Source organism: Streptomyces sp. NPDC091412, from assembly GCF_044756885.1.
GTDB lineage: Bacteria > Actinomycetota > Actinomycetes > Streptomycetales > Streptomycetaceae > Streptomyces.
In genome coordinates, this window is record NZ_JBIVTV010000018.1 from 71960 (window position 1) to 87077 (window position 15118).

15 protein-coding genes are annotated in these 15118 nt (G+C 73.2%); 5 read left to right on the forward strand and 10 right to left on the reverse strand.

Translation table 11 applies throughout. The annotated features are described in order from the left end of the window. Window positions 1-178: 178 nt before the first annotated feature. Both ACIQMV_RS31430 and ACIQMV_RS31435 read right to left on the reverse strand, forming a co-directional pair. Window positions 179-1417 (reverse strand): ROK family protein, encoded by a 1239-nt coding sequence (locus tag ACIQMV_RS31430; protein ID WP_141363857.1) that lies wholly within the window; start codon window positions 1415-1417, stop codon window positions 179-181. A 60-nt stretch (window positions 1418-1477) separates the two neighbouring features. After that, window positions 1478-2128: an alpha-ketoglutarate-dependent dioxygenase AlkB family protein gene (locus ACIQMV_RS31435; RefSeq protein ID WP_402596617.1), complete on the reverse strand. Its 651-nt coding sequence runs from the start codon at window positions 2126-2128 to the stop codon at window positions 1478-1480. A gap of 68 nt (window positions 2129-2196) precedes the next feature. Here ACIQMV_RS31435 and ACIQMV_RS31440 point away from each other — a divergent pair, with 68 nt between their 5' ends. Then, window positions 2197-3327 carry a methyltransferase gene (locus ACIQMV_RS31440; protein WP_402596669.1) on the forward strand — a complete coding sequence of 377 codons (1131 nt, stop codon included), beginning with the start codon at window positions 2197-2199 and terminating at the stop codon, window positions 3325-3327. Here ACIQMV_RS31440 and ACIQMV_RS31445 read toward each other — a convergent pair. Next, window positions 3317-4189 carry a ketose-bisphosphate aldolase gene (locus ACIQMV_RS31445; RefSeq protein ID WP_402596618.1) on the reverse strand — a complete coding sequence of 291 codons (873 nt, stop codon included), beginning with the start codon at window positions 4187-4189 and terminating at the stop codon, window positions 3317-3319. The two genes, ACIQMV_RS31440 and ACIQMV_RS31445, sit on opposite strands and share 11 nt — an antisense overlap. A 38-nt stretch (window positions 4190-4227) precedes the next feature. Then, entirely contained in the window at window positions 4228-5109 is an 882-nt protein-coding gene (locus ACIQMV_RS31450; RefSeq protein ID WP_402596619.1) for an SIS domain-containing protein, read from the reverse strand. A gap of 144 nt (window positions 5110-5253) precedes the next feature. Here ACIQMV_RS31450 and ACIQMV_RS31455 point away from each other — a divergent pair, with 144 nt between their 5' ends. After that, window positions 5254-6033 (forward strand): DeoR/GlpR family DNA-binding transcription regulator, encoded by a 780-nt coding sequence (locus ACIQMV_RS31455; RefSeq protein WP_141363849.1) that lies wholly within the window; start codon window positions 5254-5256, stop codon window positions 6031-6033. A gap of 22 nt (window positions 6034-6055) precedes the next feature. Here ACIQMV_RS31455 and ACIQMV_RS31460 read toward each other — a convergent pair whose 3' ends face one another. Continuing rightward, window positions 6056-6436: a luciferase family protein gene (locus ACIQMV_RS31460; RefSeq protein WP_172633086.1), complete on the reverse strand. Its 381-nt coding sequence runs from the start codon at window positions 6434-6436 to the stop codon at window positions 6056-6058. 217 nt (window positions 6437-6653) lie between these two features. Here ACIQMV_RS31460 and ACIQMV_RS31465 point away from each other — a divergent pair, with 217 nt between their 5' ends. Together ACIQMV_RS31465 and ACIQMV_RS31470 are read left to right on the forward strand one after the other, a co-directional pair. Beyond that, window positions 6654-7226: a hypothetical protein gene (locus ACIQMV_RS31465; RefSeq protein WP_402596620.1), complete on the forward strand. Its 573-nt coding sequence runs from the start codon at window positions 6654-6656 to the stop codon at window positions 7224-7226. Window positions 7227-7351: 125 nt separating this feature from the next. After that, window positions 7352-7924 (forward strand): MarR family winged helix-turn-helix transcriptional regulator, encoded by a 573-nt coding sequence (locus tag ACIQMV_RS31470; RefSeq protein WP_141363847.1) that lies wholly within the window; start codon window positions 7352-7354, stop codon window positions 7922-7924. Between the two features lie 173 nt (window positions 7925-8097). Here ACIQMV_RS31470 and ACIQMV_RS31475 read toward each other — a convergent pair whose 3' ends face one another. The 4 genes from ACIQMV_RS31475 to ACIQMV_RS31490 form a co-directional block, all read right to left on the reverse strand. Further along, on the reverse strand, window positions 8098-8814 hold the full coding sequence (locus ACIQMV_RS31475) for a gamma-glutamyl-gamma-aminobutyrate hydrolase family protein (RefSeq protein WP_402596621.1): 717 nt from the start codon (window positions 8812-8814) through the stop codon (window positions 8098-8100). Next, window positions 8811-10298, reverse strand: a complete 1488-nt coding sequence (locus ACIQMV_RS31480; protein ID WP_402596622.1) for an aldehyde dehydrogenase — start codon at window positions 10296-10298, stop codon at window positions 8811-8813. Before ACIQMV_RS31480 ends, ACIQMV_RS31475 begins: the two co-directional genes overlap by 4 nt. Before the next feature lie 52 nt (window positions 10299-10350). Then, the gene (locus tag ACIQMV_RS31485; protein ID WP_402596623.1) at window positions 10351-11805 is read right to left on the reverse strand and encodes an APC family permease; all 1455 of its coding nucleotides are present in this window, start codon (window positions 11803-11805) and stop codon (window positions 10351-10353) included. A 170-nt stretch (window positions 11806-11975) separates the two neighbouring features. After that, window positions 11976-12596, reverse strand: a complete 621-nt coding sequence (locus ACIQMV_RS31490; RefSeq protein WP_253266457.1) for a TetR/AcrR family transcriptional regulator — start codon at window positions 12594-12596, stop codon at window positions 11976-11978. Window positions 12597-13006: 410 nt separating this feature from the next. Here ACIQMV_RS31490 and ACIQMV_RS31495 point away from each other — a divergent pair, with 410 nt between their 5' ends. Beyond that, a complete protein-coding gene (locus tag ACIQMV_RS31495; RefSeq protein ID WP_402596624.1) occupies window positions 13007-14203 on the forward strand; it encodes an RNA-guided endonuclease InsQ/TnpB family protein in 1197 nt (398 codons plus the stop codon). Between the two features lie 61 nt (window positions 14204-14264). Here ACIQMV_RS31495 and ACIQMV_RS31500 read toward each other — a convergent pair whose 3' ends face one another. Further along, window positions 14265-15110, reverse strand: a complete 846-nt coding sequence (locus tag ACIQMV_RS31500) for a fumarylacetoacetate hydrolase family protein (protein WP_401778790.1) — start codon at window positions 15108-15110, stop codon at window positions 14265-14267. Window positions 15111-15118: the final 8 nt, after the last annotated feature.

The window sequence follows — 15118 nt, forward strand, 5'->3', positions numbered from 1 at the left end:
CGGGTCGTCGTACGGCCAGCGGCAGTGCGGCTACCTCCCGGGGAGTACGGGGGCGTGCCGCGGCTGCTCCGTCCGGCCCGCCCCGGCGTGCGGGACGGATCCGGCGCGGGCCCGCGGTCCGGCGGGTGGGGAGCCGCGGGCTACCGCGCGGGAAGTACGGGGGGGGCGCCGGGCCGGGTCAGGTCAGGGCGGCCAGCGGGTCGTCCAGGACCGGCTGCCAGGCCAGTTCGGCCGCGCCGACCAGGCTGTTGTGGTCGAGGGTGCAGGAGAGGATCGGGACGACGCCGCTCCGGCCCCACAGGCTGCGGTCGGCGACGACGGCGCGCAGACGGTCGGGGGCGGCGTCGAGCAGGGTGCGGTGCAGGCCGCCGAGGATGATCCGGTCCGGGTTGAGGATGTTCACCAGGCCGGCCAGGCCCAGACCCAGGCGGTCGACGAGGGCTTCGACGGCCCCGCGGACGGCCGGGTCGTCGTACTGGTCGCGGATCAGGTCCTCGGCCTGTCGCAGCAGGGACACCTCGGGGCCCGGTTCGCGGCCCGCGGTGGTGAGGAACGCCAGCGGGTCCGTCTCGACGTCCAGGCAGCCGCGGCTGCCGCAGTGGCAGGGACGGCCCTCGGGGTTGACGGTGAGGTGGCCGACCTCCAGCGCCAGGCCCGAACTGCCCGTGTGCAGCCGCCCGTCGAGGACCAGCGCGCCGCCCACGCCCCGGTGCCCGGTCGCCACGCACAGCAGGTCACGGGCGCCGCGCCCGGCACCGTGCCGGTGCTCGGCGAGCGCGGCGAGGTTGACGTCGTTGGCGGCGAAGGCCGGTCCGGCGATTCCGGCCGCGCGCACGCACTGCGCGAAGATGCGCCGCACCGGTGCTCCGGCCGGCCAGGCCAGATGGAGCGGGTTGAGGGCGAGGCCCTCCGGCTCGGCGACCGCGGACGGCACGGCGAGTCCGGCGCCGACGCAGCGCCGGCCGGTCGTGCGGAGCAGCTCCGCGCCGGCCTCGACGACGGAGCCGAGCACGTCGGCCGGGTCGGCGTCGACGGTCCCGCGGCCGGGCGCGGTCGCCACGATCCGGCCGCCGAGGCCGACCAGGGCGGCGCGGAATCCGTCGGCGTGCACCTGCGCGGCGAGGGCGACGGGCCCGTCCTCGGCGACCGCCAGGCGGTGCGAGGGGCGCCCCTGGGAACCGGCCGCCGCGCCGGGCCGGGCGTCCACCCGGATCAGGCCCAGCGCCTCCAGTTCGGCGGCCACCGCGCCGGCCGTCGCCCGGGTCACGCCCAGCTCGGCGGTGAGGACCGCGCGGGTCGGGGCGCGCCCGGTGTGCACGAGTTCCAACGCGGGCCCGAGCGCGCCGCGCCCCCGGTCCAGCCGGGTCCTGGAGGTGCTCCCTTCCCCCGCCGTCCGGGGGTCCGCCTTGCCGCTCATGGGGGCGAGTCTCCCATGATCCGTACATCCGGTGACCAGCGACTCGTCCGGCGGGCCGGGCTAGAGGCCGCTCACCCTGAGGGTGAGGTTCAGCCGGCCGGTCAGCCCCAACTCGGCTGGTGCCGTGCCCGGATGGACGCGCGGCACCCCGTGGTGGGCGAGGCGGGACGGCCCGCCGAACACGAACAGGTCTCCGCTGCGCAGTTCGACGTCGGTCCAGGGCCGGGTGCGGGTCCCGCTGTTGCCGAAGCGGAACACGCACGTGTCGCCGAGGCTCAGCGACACCACCGGCGCTCCGGACTTCTCGTCGCTGTCGCGGTGCATGCCCATGTGCGCCTCGGCGTCGTAGAAGTTGATCAGGGCGATGTCGTACGGCGCCGGGCCGGCCGCGCGCGGGCCCAGCGCGTCGGTCACCGCGCCGCGGGCCAGCTCGTCCAGCCACGCGGGGAACGGCTTGACCGGGGCGCCGTCGCCGTCGACGGCGGTGTCGGCGTAGCCGTACGGGTACCAGTGCCGGCCCAGGCAGACCTGCCGGGCGGTCATCGTGCCGCCGCCGGGAGTGCGCACCGTGCGCAGGCCGGCCGGTGGGCGGGCCCACTCCCGGCAGGCGGCGAGCAGCGCGCGCTGCCGGGCCGGATCCAGCCAGTCCGGCAGGTGCACGGCGCCCGGCGCGATCTGCCTGCGGTCGCGCGGGAACAGCTCGGCGTCCATGCTTCCCATCCTGCCGGACACGCCGTGAGCTGCGGCTCCGCTAGCCTTGACGAGCCATGAACGACCGTATGACCACACCGTGGGGCGAGCTGGAGCTCGCCCGGTTCCCGCAGGACCCCCGTGACCTGCTGCGGGCCTGGGACACCGCCGACGAGTACCTGCTGGGGCACCTCGACGAGCAGGGGACCGACCTGTCCGGGACCGTCGTGGTCGTCGGCGACCGCTGGGGCGCCCTGGTCACGGCGCTGGCCGCGCACCGGCCGGCGCAGATCACCGACTCCTTCCTCACGCAGGAGGCGACCCGCGCGAACCTCGCCCGGCGCGGCGCGGAGCCCGGCGCGGTGCGCCTGCTGACCACGCAGGATCCCCCGCCCGGCCGGATCGACGTGCTGCTGGTGCGGGTGCCCAAGAGCCTGGCGCTGCTGGAGGACCAGTTGCTGCGCCTGGCGCCCGCGGTGCACGAGGGCACGGTCGTCGTCGGCACCGGGATGGTGAAGGAGATCCACACCTCCACGCTGACGCTGTTCGAGCGCATCCTCGGACCCACCCGGACCTCGCTCGCGCGGCGCAAGGCCCGCCTGATCCTCTGTACGCCGGACCCCTCCCTGGAGCGGCCCGCGAACCCGTGGCCGCACACCTACACGCTGCCCGACGGCATCGGTGCCGCCTCCGGGCGGACCGTCGTCAACCACGCGGGCGTCTTCTGCGCCGACCGGCTCGACATCGGCACCCGGTTCTTCCTGCGGCACCTGCCGGACGGCGACGGCCGCCGGGTCGTGGACCTGGGCTGCGGCAACGGCGTCGTCGGTACGGCGCTGGCGCTGGCGAACCCCGGCGCCGAGGTGCTGTTCACGGACGAGTCGTTCCAGGCCGTGGCCTCCGCGGAGGGGACGTACCAGGCGAGCGGCGTGCCGGGGCAGGCCGAGTTCCGGGTCGGCGACGCGCTGGCCGGGGTGCCGGCCGGCAGCGTGGACCTGGTGCTGAACAACCCGCCCTTCCACTCGCACCAGGCGACCACGGACGCGACGGCCTGGCGGATGTTCACCGGGGCGCGGCGCGCGCTGCGCCCCGGCGGCGAGCTGTGGGTGATCGGCAACCGCCACCTCGGCTACCACGTCAAGCTGCGCCGGCTGTTCGGCAACAGCCGGCTCGTCGCGAGCGACCCGAAGTTCGTGGTGCTGCGGGCCGTCAAGAGGTAGGTGCCGTACGGCGCGAGCCGATCACGCCGATGAGCCGCTCCACCTCCCCCACCATCGCCTCGCGGCCCACGCTGAGGTACTTGCGGGAGTCGACCGCCTCCGGGTGGGCGGCGAGGAAGTCGCGGATCGCGGCGGTCATCGCGAGGTTGAGGGCGGTGCCGACGTTGACCTTGGCGATGCCCCCGGTGACGGCGGCGCTCAGTTCGCCGTCGGGGACGCCGGAGGAGCCGTGCAGGACGAGCGGCACGTCCAGCGCTCCGGCGAGTCGCTTGATGAGGTCGTGGTCGAGGGCGGCGGTGCGCTCGGTCATGGCGTGGGTGCTGCCGACGGCCACGGCCAGGGCGTCCACCCCGGAGCCGGTGACGAACGCGTGGGCCTCGGCGGGGTCGGTGCGCGCGCCGGGAGCGTGGGCGTCCAGCGGCGGCGCGCCGTTCTTGCCGCCGACCTCACCCAACTCGGCCTCGATCCACAGCCCTTGGGCGTGTGCCCAGGCCGCGGCGGCGCTGGTCGCGGCGAGGTTCTGCGCGTACGGCAGCCGGGAGGCGTCGTACATGACGGAGCTGAAGCCGGCGTCGGCCGCCTGGCGCAGCAGGTCGTCGCTCTGCACGTGGTCGAGGTGCAACGCGACGGGTACGGTGGCGCGTTCGGCCGCCGCGGCGGCGGCGCGGGCGAGTGGCAGCAGCCGTCCGTAGCGGAACATGACGGCGTTCTCGCTGACCTGGAGGACCACCGGCACGCCGGCCGCCTCGGCCCCGGCGACGACGGCCTCGACGTGTTCCAGCGTGATGATGTTGAAGGCGGCGACTGCGGAGCGCGCGGCGGCCGCGTGGGCGACCAGCTCGCCGGTGGCTGCAAGCGGCACGGTCTGTCCTTTCCGGTACCGGTTCGGGTGACGGGGCGTCAGGGGGTCAGGATCACCGAGCGGGTGAGGTGGCGGGGCTGGTCCGGGTCCAGTCCGCGGGCCGTGGCGACGGCGACGGCGAGCCGCTGGGCGCGGATCAGCTCGGCGAGCGGGTCGAGTGCGCCCTCGATCCACAACGCGCCTGTGGCACGGACCTGTTCGGCGAGCCCTTCCGGTGCCCGGCCGAGCATCCAGGTGGCCGTTCCGTCGGTGGTGACGCTGATCGGGCCGTGCCGGTACTCCATCGCCGGGTAGGCCTCGGTCCAGGACAGCGAGGCCTCGCGCATCTTCAGTCCGGCCTCGTTGGCCAGTCCGACGGTCCAGCCCCGGCCCAGGAAGGTGAACTGCGTGCAGTCGACGAGCCGTTCGGGCAGCGGAGCGGACAGGGCGGTGCGGGCGTCGACGACGACCTCGTCGGTGTGCAGTCCGAGGTGGGCGCGCAGCAGGGTGAGGGCGGTGGTCGCGAACCGGGTCTGCACCACGGAGCGTTCGTCCGCGAAGTCGAGGACCACGACCTCGTCGGCCGCGTCCATCACGGGGGTTTCGGGGTCCGCGGTGATCGCCGTGGTGCGGGTGCGGCCCTTCACCTCCCCCAGCACGTCGAGCACTTCGGTGGTGGTGCCGGAGCGGGTGAGGGCGAGGACCCGGTCGTAGGAGCGGTCGCGGGGGAACTCCGAGGCGGCGAAGGCGTCCGTCTCCCCCTGTCCCGAACCCTCGCGCAGCGCGGCGGCGGCCTGGGCCATGAAGTACGACGTGCCGCAGCCGACGATCGCGACCCGCTCGCCCTGGGCCGGCAGCGCCCGGCCATGGACGGCGACGTCGGCCGCGACGCGGGCCCAGCACTCGGGCTGACTGGTCAGCTCGTCCTCGACATGGCTCATGGCCCCTCCTCCTGCTCGACACGGATGCGCGTGAATGCGATGCGTGTTTATGCAAGATATCGTCGAGTTTCGAGCAAAATCAAGCATCCAGGGGAATGCCGAGTGCGCTAAGGTCACGGAGAACCCAGGGAACGGAGGAGGCGGATGTCACGCGACGCCCGCTGGAAGGCGCTGCTGGAGCTGCTCGTCGAGCGCGGCCGGCTGGACGTCGAGGAGGCGGCGGCCGGACTGGGGGTGTCGGCCGCGACGATCCGGCGGGACTTCGACCAGCTCGCCGAGCAGCAGATGCTGGTCCGCACCCGGGGCGGCGCCGTGGTGCACGGCGTCTCCTACGAGCTGCCGCTGCGCTACAAGACCGCCCGCCACGCCTCCGAGAAGCAGCGCATCGCCAAGGCCGTCGCGGATCTCCTGGCGCCCGGCGAGGCGGTGGGCCTGACGGGCGGCACCACCACCACGGAGGTGGCCCGTGCCCTGGCGGTGCGCGCCGACCTCGCGTCCGGCTCCCCCGCGCTGACCGTGGTGACCAACGCGCTCAACATCGCCAACGAGCTCGCCGTCAGGCCCCAGTTCAAGATCGTGCTGACCGGAGGGGTCGCACGGCCGCAGTCGTACGAGCTCATCGGGCCGCTGGCGGACGGGGTGCTGAGTCAGGTCACCCTCGACGTGGCGGTGCTCGGAGTGGTCGGCTTCGACGTCGCGCACGGCGCGGCGGCACACGACGAGGCCGAGGCCGCCGTCAACCGCCTGCTGTGCGAGCGCGCCGAGCGCGTCGTCGTGGCCGCCGACTCCAGCAAGCTGGGCCGGCGGGCCTTCGCCCGCATCTGCTCGGCCGAGTCGGTGGACACCCTGGTCACGGACGCGGCGGCGGGGCCGGAGACAATCCGCGCGTTCGAGGAGGCGGGCCTGCGGGTGCTGGCCGTCTGACGTCGCCCGTCCCGCCGCCACGTCAGATCCGCACGAAGCCCACGCCGCGGACGTCGTTGCAGCCGCAGGGTGTGGTCCGGCCGTCGTCCGGCCGCCCCTGGCGGGCCTTGAGCGCCACACTCATCAGGCTCATCAGCAGATCCACGTCGGCCGAGGCGTCGAGGCGAATGGTCACCCACGAGGAGCCCGGCACCACGCGGACCGCGGCGAAGCGCCGCAGGTCGCCCTCCAGGCGGCGGATCGCCCGGGCGGTCAGGTGGAGGTCAACGTCCCGGCCGGAGTGGAAGTGGGCGATCTCCCCGCCCGCCGAGCTGAGCGCCTGCCCGCTGCCGCAGCTCGGCACCGCCTCCGTGAGATCGGGCCAGGTTGCCAGCTGGGCGAGAGCGCGCGCGGCGAGCGTCATGGCTCCATCATGGCGCGCTCACCGTATGGCAACGGCCCCGCGAGAAAGCCTTAACCGTTCCGTGTCCGAAGGTCCGGCGCGGACCGGTGGTCCGTGCGCGGGGACGGCCGTACCACCGGCCCCGGCCCCCCTCGCCGGGCTCCCCGGAAGCCATGGATCGCACCTGGGGGCACACTGGTCAGTGGGGGCCGTCGGTGCTCACGAGGGGGTGTCGAAGGTGACACGTCGTGCGGGAGTGTGGCTGTGGCGATGGCGGCGCAATCCGCTCAGGCGGACCAGCGACGTGGTGGAGGCGTGGATCCTGCTCGTCGCCTGGGTCCTCGCCGTGGTCGGCGGTGTCCTCGCGGGTGTGCTGACGGCGGGCGCGATGCAGCGGGCCGCGGACCGGGTCCGCGCCGAGACCCACCCCGTGCCGGCCGTGGTGACGCAGGAGGCGGCCCGCGGGGGGATCCGCCCGGTGAGCAGTTCCCTGGGCTGGGGGACGGTCCGCTGGACGGACGCCGACGGCTCGGCGCGCACGGGCCGGACCAGGGTCCCGGTCTCCGCGACACCCGGCGCCCATGTCACGGTGTGGACGAACGGGCAGGGCACGCTGGTCCCGCCGCCCGCCTCACGGGCCGACATCGCCTTCCAGACGACCCTGGGCGGACTCTGGGCGGGTTCGACCGCCGTGGGCGTCGTCTTCGGCGGTGCCAAGCTGGCCCGGACCCGGCTCGACCGCCGGCGCTTCGCCCAGTGGGACGAGGAGTGGGCGCGCGTGGACACGCCCTGGGGCTGGAAGACAGGCTGAGGACGGGTCGGGCACGAGGGAGGGGCGCCTCTCCCCGGAACTGATCGCCGTACACTTTGAGCCCGAATGACCGGGCGGGCGGCACCGGCCCGCCCGGTCCCGGCGATCAGAGCGAGGGAGTGCCCGTGCCCGGCCACCGTTCCATCACCGAGGCGGAGAAGCTCGCGCAGGCCAAGCTCGGTGGCATCCGCGTGCGCCGGGAGCAGATGGCGGCGGTCGCCAACATCTACCGGGCCGCCTCCGCGGTCCGCCAGCACCTGGAGAACTCGGTGCTGCGCGGCTCGGACCTCACCTGGACCGCGTTCGTCGTGCTGTGGGTGGTCTGGGTGTGGGGCGAGTCGGAGACCCGGCACGTGGCCGAGGAGGCCGGCATCTCCAAGGGCACCCTGACGGGCGTCTCCCGCACGCTGGAGTCGCGCGGGCTGCTGCGCCGCACCGGGCACCCCACCGACGGACGGCTCGTCCTGCTCTCGCTGACCGCCGAGGGCGAGGAGTTCATGAGCCGGGTCTTTCCGGAGTTCAACGAGGAAGAGGCCTTCGTCACCTCGCAGTTGAGCGGCGAGGAGTGCCGGGGTCTGGCGGAGATGCTGCGGCGTGTGGTCCTCCAGGTCGAGGAGCACGGCGAGGAACGCCGCCGGTCGCTGCTGGACGGCGCGGACCCGGCGCCGCGCCGCAGCGGACGCCGCGCCAAGGGCTGACCCGTCGGGTTCCGCGCCGCCTCCGGTGCGCCGGGGTACTCAGGCGCGGGCCGCTCCCACCAGCGCGTCGAACAGGCGCCGCTGCGCCGGATCCTCGTGCGCGGTGTCCTCGGGATGCCACTGCACGGCCACGAACCAGCCCGTGCCGCGCCGCCTCCGGTGCGCCGGGGTACTCAGGCGCGGGCCGCTCCCACCAGCGCGTCGAACAGGCGCTGCTGCGCCGGATCCTCGTGCGCGGTGTCCTCGGGATGCCACTGCACGGCCACGAACCAGCCCGTGCCGTCCGCGCGCTCCACGCCCTCCACGGTGCCGTCGGCGGCCCGGGCGGTGACCGTCAGGCCCTCGCCGAGCCGGTCGATGTGCTGGTGGTGGTAGCAGGAGGCCTCCACCTTGTCGGCACGGGTGATCCGGGCCAGTGCCGAGCCGGGGGCGAGGGACACGGGGTGCCGGACGTGCCGGTGGTCCTGGCCGGGGCCGCCCATGTCCTGGTGCAGCGTGCCGCCCAGCACGGTGTTGACCACCTGGAGACCGCGGCAGATCGCCAGCAGCGGCAGTCCGGACCCCAGGGCGCGGCGGGCCACCTCAAGGTCGAAGGCGTCCTGGAGGTCGTCGACGTCGTACACGCTGTCGTGGGCGTCGGCGGCGCCGTACCGGTGCGGCGCCAGGTCGCCGCCGCCGGGCAGCAGTACGCCGTCGAAGCGGGCGAGCCGCGCGGCGACGTCGTGCCCGGCGGGGTCCGCCGGGTGGATGGTGGCCGGCTCGCCGCCGGCCCGCCACACCGCCTCGACCAGGGCGCGGGCGTTGACCTCGGCGGCGAAGCGCAGCGCGGAGGTGGTGGCGGAGAAGCGGGCGGGGACCGCGATCAGGGGACGCACGGGGGTTCGGCTCACAGCTGGATCCAGGTGGTCTTCAGTTCGGTGTACTTCTCCAGGGCGTGGACGGACTTGTCCCGGCCGTTGCCCGACTGCTTCATGCCGCCGAAGGGGACGGTGAGGTCTCCCTCCTCGTAGCAGTTGACCCAGACGGTGCCGGCCCTCAGGGCGCGGGAGACGCGGTGCGCGGTGGACAGGTCGGAGGTCCACAGGCCGGCGGCGAGACCGTACTCGGTGGCGTTGGCGAGCGCGACCGCCTCGTCGATCCCGTCGAAGGTCAGCACGGACAGGACCGGACCGAAGATCTCCTCGCGGGCGAGCCGGCTGCGCGGGTCGACGCGGTCGAAGACGGTGGGCTCGGCGTAGACACCGCCGGTCTCCGCCAGGATGCGCCGGCCGCCGGTGCGCAGGCGGGCCCCGTCGCTGGCGCCCTGCCGGACGTGGTCCAGCACACGGCCCAGGTGGGCCTCGCCGACCAGGGCGCCCATCTCGGTGGCGGGGTCCAGGGGGTCGCCCACCCGCAGCTCGCGCGCCCGTGCCACGACCGCCTCGGTGACCTCCTCGGCGATCGAGGAGTGCACGAGCAGCCGGGAGGGCGCGGTGCACATCTCGCCCTGGTTGAAGAAGATGCCCCAGGCGGCGGTGGCGGCGGCCCTCGCCAGGTCGGGGGCGTCGGGCAGGACGAGGTTCGGCGACTTGCCGCCGAGCTCCAGCCAGACCCGCTTGAGGTTGGAGTCGGCGGAGTAGCGCAGGAAGTGGCGGCCGACGGCCGTGGAACCGGTGAACGCCAGCACGTCGACGTCCGGGTGGAGGCCGAGGGCCCGCCCGGCCACCGGCCCGTCGCCGTTCACCACGTTGAGCACCCCGGGCGGCAGCCCTGCCTCGGTGGCGATCCGGGCGAGCAGCAGCGCGGACAGCGGCGCGTTCTCCGAGGGCTTCAGTACGACGGTGCAGCCGGCCGCCAGCGCGGGGGCGACCTTCCAGCCGGCGAGCGTGAGAGGGAAGTTCCAGGGCACCACCGCGCCGACGACGCCGGTCGGCTCCCGGGTGACCAGGGCGAGCGCGTCCGCGGCCGTGTGCGGGGACTCGTCCGTGAGCTTGTCGGCGAGCTGCCCGTACCAGCGGAAGGTGTTGATCACGGCGCGCAGTTCGATGTCGTGGGCGTCGCTGACCGGCTTGCCCATCTCCAGGCTCACGGCGAGGGCGAGGTCCGTACGCCGCTCCTGGAGGAGATCGGCGATGCGCAGGAGGACCCGGCCGCGGTCGGCGGGCGCCCACCGCGGCCACGGTCCGCTGTCGAAGGCACGGCGAGCGGCGGCCACGGCGGCGTCGACCTCGGCGGGGCCGGCGTCGGCGACCTCGGTCAGCACCTGGCCGTCCCGGGGCGAGACGACCCGGAAGGCGCCGTCGCCGGGCTCCTCGGCGCCGTCGATGTGGTGCGCCCGAGGGGGCTGGAACTCCTTGGCCCGGTGGAGCCATTCGTCGTGGGTGACAGCGGACATGCGGTCCTCCAGACCACGTTGATCGTGCGTCGTTTCAGAGTGGGTGAGGGGGTTACGGCGTCGCCGCGCGCCGTCGCCCGACCCGTTCGTTGACCGCGCCGAGCGCCAGTACCGCCGGCACCAGGAGGGTGAGGCACACGGCCGTGCCGGTCGAACCGCCGATCAGGGTCGTGAAGTTGACGAGGATCAGCCAGATCGCGCCCGCCAGGCCCAGCACGCCCAGCACCGGGGCGACGAGCGTGTTCCACACCCGGCTGTCCAGGCGCTCGCGGCGGAAGAAGACGACCACCGACACCGAGGTCAGCAGGTAGAGCAGCATCATCGCCAGGACGGCCACCCCGCTGAACCAGGAGAAGAGGGTCAGCACCGGGTCCTTGCCGGTCAGCGCGAACGGGACGACCAGGGCCACGGCGACCACGGTCTGCACCCAGCCGGCGGCCGCGGGCGCGTGGCGGGAGTTGAGCCTGCACAGGCCCGGCGGCAGCAGCCCGTCGCGGCCGAGCGAGAACAGGTAGCGGTTGGCGGAGTTGTGGAAGGTGAGGATGCCCGCGAACAGGGAGGTGGCGAGCAGGATCGGCAGCACCTGGTTCACCCAGCCGCCGAACTCCGCGGCGATCGGCGCGAAGACGAAGCCGGTGGAGTCCCCGCTCGCCAGCGCCTCGCCCGCGGCCGCCGACGCCTTCGAGGCGCCGTAGGCGGAGATCAGCATCCAGGAGGTCAGCGCGAAGAAGCCGGTGACCACGACGACGGACAGGTAGGTGGCCCGCGGCACGGTTCTGCTGGGGTCGCGCGCCTCCTCGCCGTAGATCGCGGTGGCCTCGAAGCCGAACATGGAGGCGACGGCGAACATCACGGCGACCCCGGGTGCGCCCCGGAGCGCCGCGGACGGCGAGAAGCTGTCGGTCACGCCGAGCCCCTCGGGCCCGCCGCCCTTGAACAGCATGACCAGTCCGAACACCAGCAGGATGCTGAACTCGGCGGTGACGAAGACGGCCAGTACGCGGGCGCCCATCTCGATGCCGGCGGCCCCGAGCACCTTCACCACGGCCATGGTGGCCAGCGCCCAGACCCACCACGGCAGGTCCAGGCCGGTGTGGTGGGCGACCAGTCCGCTGACGATGGAGCCGTACAGCCCGTACATGGCCGCCTGGATGACGCAGTACGAGAACAGGGCGAGGCCCGCGCTGCCGGCTCCGGCGGTACGGCCGAGCCCGGTGCCGATGTAGGTGTAGAAGGCGCCGGCGTCGACGACGTGCCGTCCCATGGCGACGAAGCCGACCGAGAACAGCAGGATCATGGCGCCCGCGAGCACATAGGCGGCGGGTGTGCCGGCTCCGTTGCCGATGGCCACGGAGATCGGGGCCGCCCCGGCGATCCCGGTGAGGGGGGCCTGCGCGGACAGGACGAAGAAGAGGATGCCCAAAACGCCCAGCGCATTGGGCTTGAGCGTGGCTGCGGTGGATGTGTCCCGTACGGTCCGCTCCGCGGAGGCCGTCTGACTGTCCACTCGGATCACCTGCCAGAGAAAGGAGGGTCGTTTCAGGCCAAACGAGTTGCCTCATCGTGAGGGCGGAACTATCCGTTTGACAAGGGGGTGAGGGCGGGGAATCCGTGCGGATCGGCGATTCCTGCGCCACCGTGGCCCACGGCCCTGGCCGCGCCGGTGCGGCGTACGGGTCAGGCCTCGTCGGGGTCGGCGGCGAGCTGCCCGAGCAGTTCGCGCAGCCGGGCGAGGGCCTCTTCGGTGACCTCGCGCTCGCCGAACACGAGCTGGTGCAGGACCAGGCCCTCCAGGGCCGCGAAGACCAGCCGGTACAGGCCCCGGTCGACCGGCCGGGCGAGCATCTGGGACAGCTCCCGCCGGGTGGCGCCGAAATACTCCTCGTACAGGGCGCGCAGGTGCGGCATGAGCTCGGGACGGCGGCGCGCCTCCAGCAGCAGCTCGTACTGGAAGGCCTGGAGGTCCGGGCCGGACTCCACCATGTCCGACAGCCCGGCGGAGAAGTCCGCGACCCTGCCCGTGCCGGGTTCGAGCGCGCTGCTGTTCAGTGAGGAGCGCACGGCGTGGGCGAGTGCCTCCTCGATCAGGGCGTCACGCGAGCCGAAGTGGTGCACGACGAGCCCGTGCGTGACCCCGGCCTCCTGCGCCACGGCCCGGTAGGTCAGCTTGCGCAGCCCGCCGCGGGCCACCACCCGCACGGCGGCGTCGAGCAGCGCGTCCCGGCCGGCCCCGTAGTTCCGCACGCGCTTGCGCGACCGCCGGCCAGGACCGGCTGCGGCGGGCGCGCCGGACTCCACGGCCGCATCAAGCCCGGTGGCCTCACAGGGTTCTACGGCTTGGTCGGGCCCGGCGGCCTCATGGGACTCCTCGGCCTGGTCCATCCCGTTGGCCTCACCGGACTTCACCCCGGAAGCGGAAGCCGCAGACCCGGCGGGCGCCCCCGTCCCCGCGGTGGGCGCGGGGGCGGCGGGGCTGCCGGGAGCCGTGAGGTCCGTGCTCTCCGCGGGTGCCCCGGACTCCGCTGCCTCGTCTGGCTGTCCGGGCTCGGTCATCGAGGTACCTCCGAGGAAACCCCCGCCTTCAGGCAGGGGAGGAATCGGACTCCTGCGGAGCAGGGCAGGGAATGGCGAATCGCCGCTGGGCGATTCGTTGTCCACCAGCCGGATACCAGCAGATCGTCACAGGCTGATTTGATAGTTTGTGAGGTATGACGGCCATTCAGGTGAAGCGGGCGTTCAAGTACCGCTTCTATCCGACCGATGCGCAGGCAGCCGAGCTGTCGCGCACGTTCGGCTGTGTGCGCAAGGTCTACAACATGGCACTCGCGGCCCGTACCGAGGCGTGGGCGCGGCAGGAGCGGGTCAACTACAACCAGACGTCGGCGATGCTGACTGAATGGAAGAAGACCGAGGAACTGGCCTACTTGGGCGAGGTGTCCGCGGTGCCGCTTCAGCAGGCGCTGCGACACTTGCAGGCGGCGTTCACAGGCTTCTTCGGCAAGCGGGCCAAGTACCCGCGGTTCAAGTCGCGCAAGAAGTCGCGCAGGAGCGCGGAGTACACCACCAGCGGGTTCCGGATCCGGGACGGGCAGCTGACGCTGGCCAAGATGGACCGGCCGCTGGACATCGTCTGGTCCCGGCCCCTGCCTGAGGGCGCATCCCCGTCCACGGTGACCGTCTCCCAGGACAGCGCGGGGCGCTGGTTCGTGTCGATGCTGTGCGAGGACCCCAGCGTGCGCCCGCTGCCGGCTGCGGACGCGGCGGTCGGGATCGACGTGGGACTGGACCACCTGCTGACCCTCTCGACCGGTGAGAAGATCGCCAACCCGAGGCACGAACGCAAGGACCGCGCCCGCCTGGCCAGGGCCCAGCGGGAGCTGTCCCGCAAGGCCAGGGGCGACGGCGCCAACCGGTGCAAAGCCCGGCTGAAGGTCGCGAGGATCCACGCCCGGATCACCGACCGCAGGCGTGATCACCTGCACAAGCTGACCACTCGACTCGTGTGTGAAAACCAAACGCTCGTGATCGAGGACCTCACCGTGCGCAACATGGTCAAGAACCGGAGCCTGGCCCGCGCCATCAGTGATGCGGCATGGTCTCAGTTCAGGAGCCTTCCGGAGTACAAGGCCGCCTGGTACGGGCGGGAAGTGATCGCGGTCGACCGCTTCTTCCCGTCCTCCAGGCTGTGCTCCGCCTGCGGCGCTCTCGCCGAGAGCATGCCGCTGAGCGTCCGTACCTGGACGTGCGCCTGCGGGACGACCCATGACCGGGACGCGAACGCGGCGGAGAACCTCCTGGCCGCCGGGCTGGCGGCGTCGGTCTGTGGAGCCGGTGTAAGACCTCAACGGAGAACTCCGGACGGGCAGTCGGCGACGAAGCAGAAAACCTCACAGCGCGAGCCGTGAGAATCCCCCTCCTTCAGGAGGGGGAGAAGTCAAGGCACCGACCCTATCGAGCACGGGCCGTTCAGCGGCGTGGTGGGCGGATGCCACGGAATTCCCAGTCGCCGCCGAGCGCGGTGGACAGCACCTCCTCGGACTCGGTGGGCTGGGCGCCGACGTCGGTCCGGATCGGGGTCGGACCGGTGACGACGTGGTTGGTGAGCCGGCCCAGTCCCTCGACCTCGACCTCGACGACGTCGCCCGGCCGGACGGGACGCGAGTTGGCGGGAGTGCCGGAGAGCAGCACGTCACCGGGGTGAAGGGTGATGGTGCGGGCGATGTCCGCGACCAGGTAGTGCATGTCCCAGGTCATCTCGTCGGTCGAACCGTCCTGGACGACCTCGCCGTTGACGTAGGTCCGCAGCCGCTTGCCGTGGAAGTCCCAGTCGGTGACCAGGCCGGGGCCGAGCGGGCAGAGGGTGTCGGAGCCCTTGACGCGCAGCATGGAACCGGCGTCGGTGTCGCGGAAGTCGTGCAGGCCGTAGTCGTTGGCGACCGTGTACCCGGCGATGTACTCCCCCGCCTCGGCCGGCGAGATGTTGCGCGCCGTCCTGCCGATGACGATGGCGACCTCGCCCTCGTAGTTGAGCCACTTGCAGCCCTCGGGGCGCACGATCGCGCCCTTGTGGGAGTTGAGCGCGGAGGTCGGCTTGTGGAAGTACGTCGGGGTGTCGGGCAGGCCGATCCGGAACTCGTCCACCCGGCTGCGGTGGTTGAGGTGGACGGCGATCACCTTGGACGGGACCACCGGGGGCAGGTGCTGCGCGTCGTCGGTCTTGACGCGGCGGCCGTCCCCGGCGACCAGCTCGTCCCCGTCGACGGTGACCTGGACGGCGGCACCGTCGAGCAGGATGCGGCGGTACTCGGGCATGAGGGGCC

What these genes read in the sequence shown, in the direction of transcription:
- ACIQMV_RS31430 (WP_141363857.1), bottom strand. Translation starts at nt 1,417, where the DNA reads ATGAGCGGCAAGGCGGACCCCCGGACGGCGGGGGAAGGGAGCACCTCC.
- ACIQMV_RS31435 (WP_402596617.1), bottom strand. Translation starts at nt 2,128, where the DNA reads ATGGACGCCGAGCTGTTCCCGCGCGACCGCAGGCAGATCGCGCCGGGC.
- ACIQMV_RS31440 (WP_402596669.1), top strand. Translation starts at nt 2,197, where the DNA reads ATGACCACACCGTGGGGCGAGCTGGAGCTCGCCCGGTTCCCGCAGGAC.
- ACIQMV_RS31450 (WP_402596619.1), bottom strand. Translation starts at nt 5,109, where the DNA reads ATGAGCCATGTCGAGGACGAGCTGACCAGTCAGCCCGAGTGCTGGGCC.
- ACIQMV_RS31455 (WP_141363849.1), top strand. Translation starts at nt 5,254, where the DNA reads ATGTCACGCGACGCCCGCTGGAAGGCGCTGCTGGAGCTGCTCGTCGAG.
- ACIQMV_RS31460 (WP_172633086.1), bottom strand. Translation starts at nt 6,436, where the DNA reads ATGACGCTCGCCGCGCGCGCTCTCGCCCAGCTGGCAACCTGGCCCGAT.
- ACIQMV_RS31480 (WP_402596622.1), bottom strand. Translation starts at nt 10,298, where the DNA reads ATGTCCGCTGTCACCCACGACGAATGGCTCCACCGGGCCAAGGAGTTC.
- ACIQMV_RS31495 (WP_402596624.1), top strand. Translation starts at nt 13,007, where the DNA reads ATGACGGCCATTCAGGTGAAGCGGGCGTTCAAGTACCGCTTCTATCCG.
- ACIQMV_RS31500 (WP_401778790.1), bottom strand. Translation starts at nt 15,110, where the DNA reads ATGCCCGAGTACCGCCGCATCCTGCTCGACGGTGCCGCCGTCCAGGTC.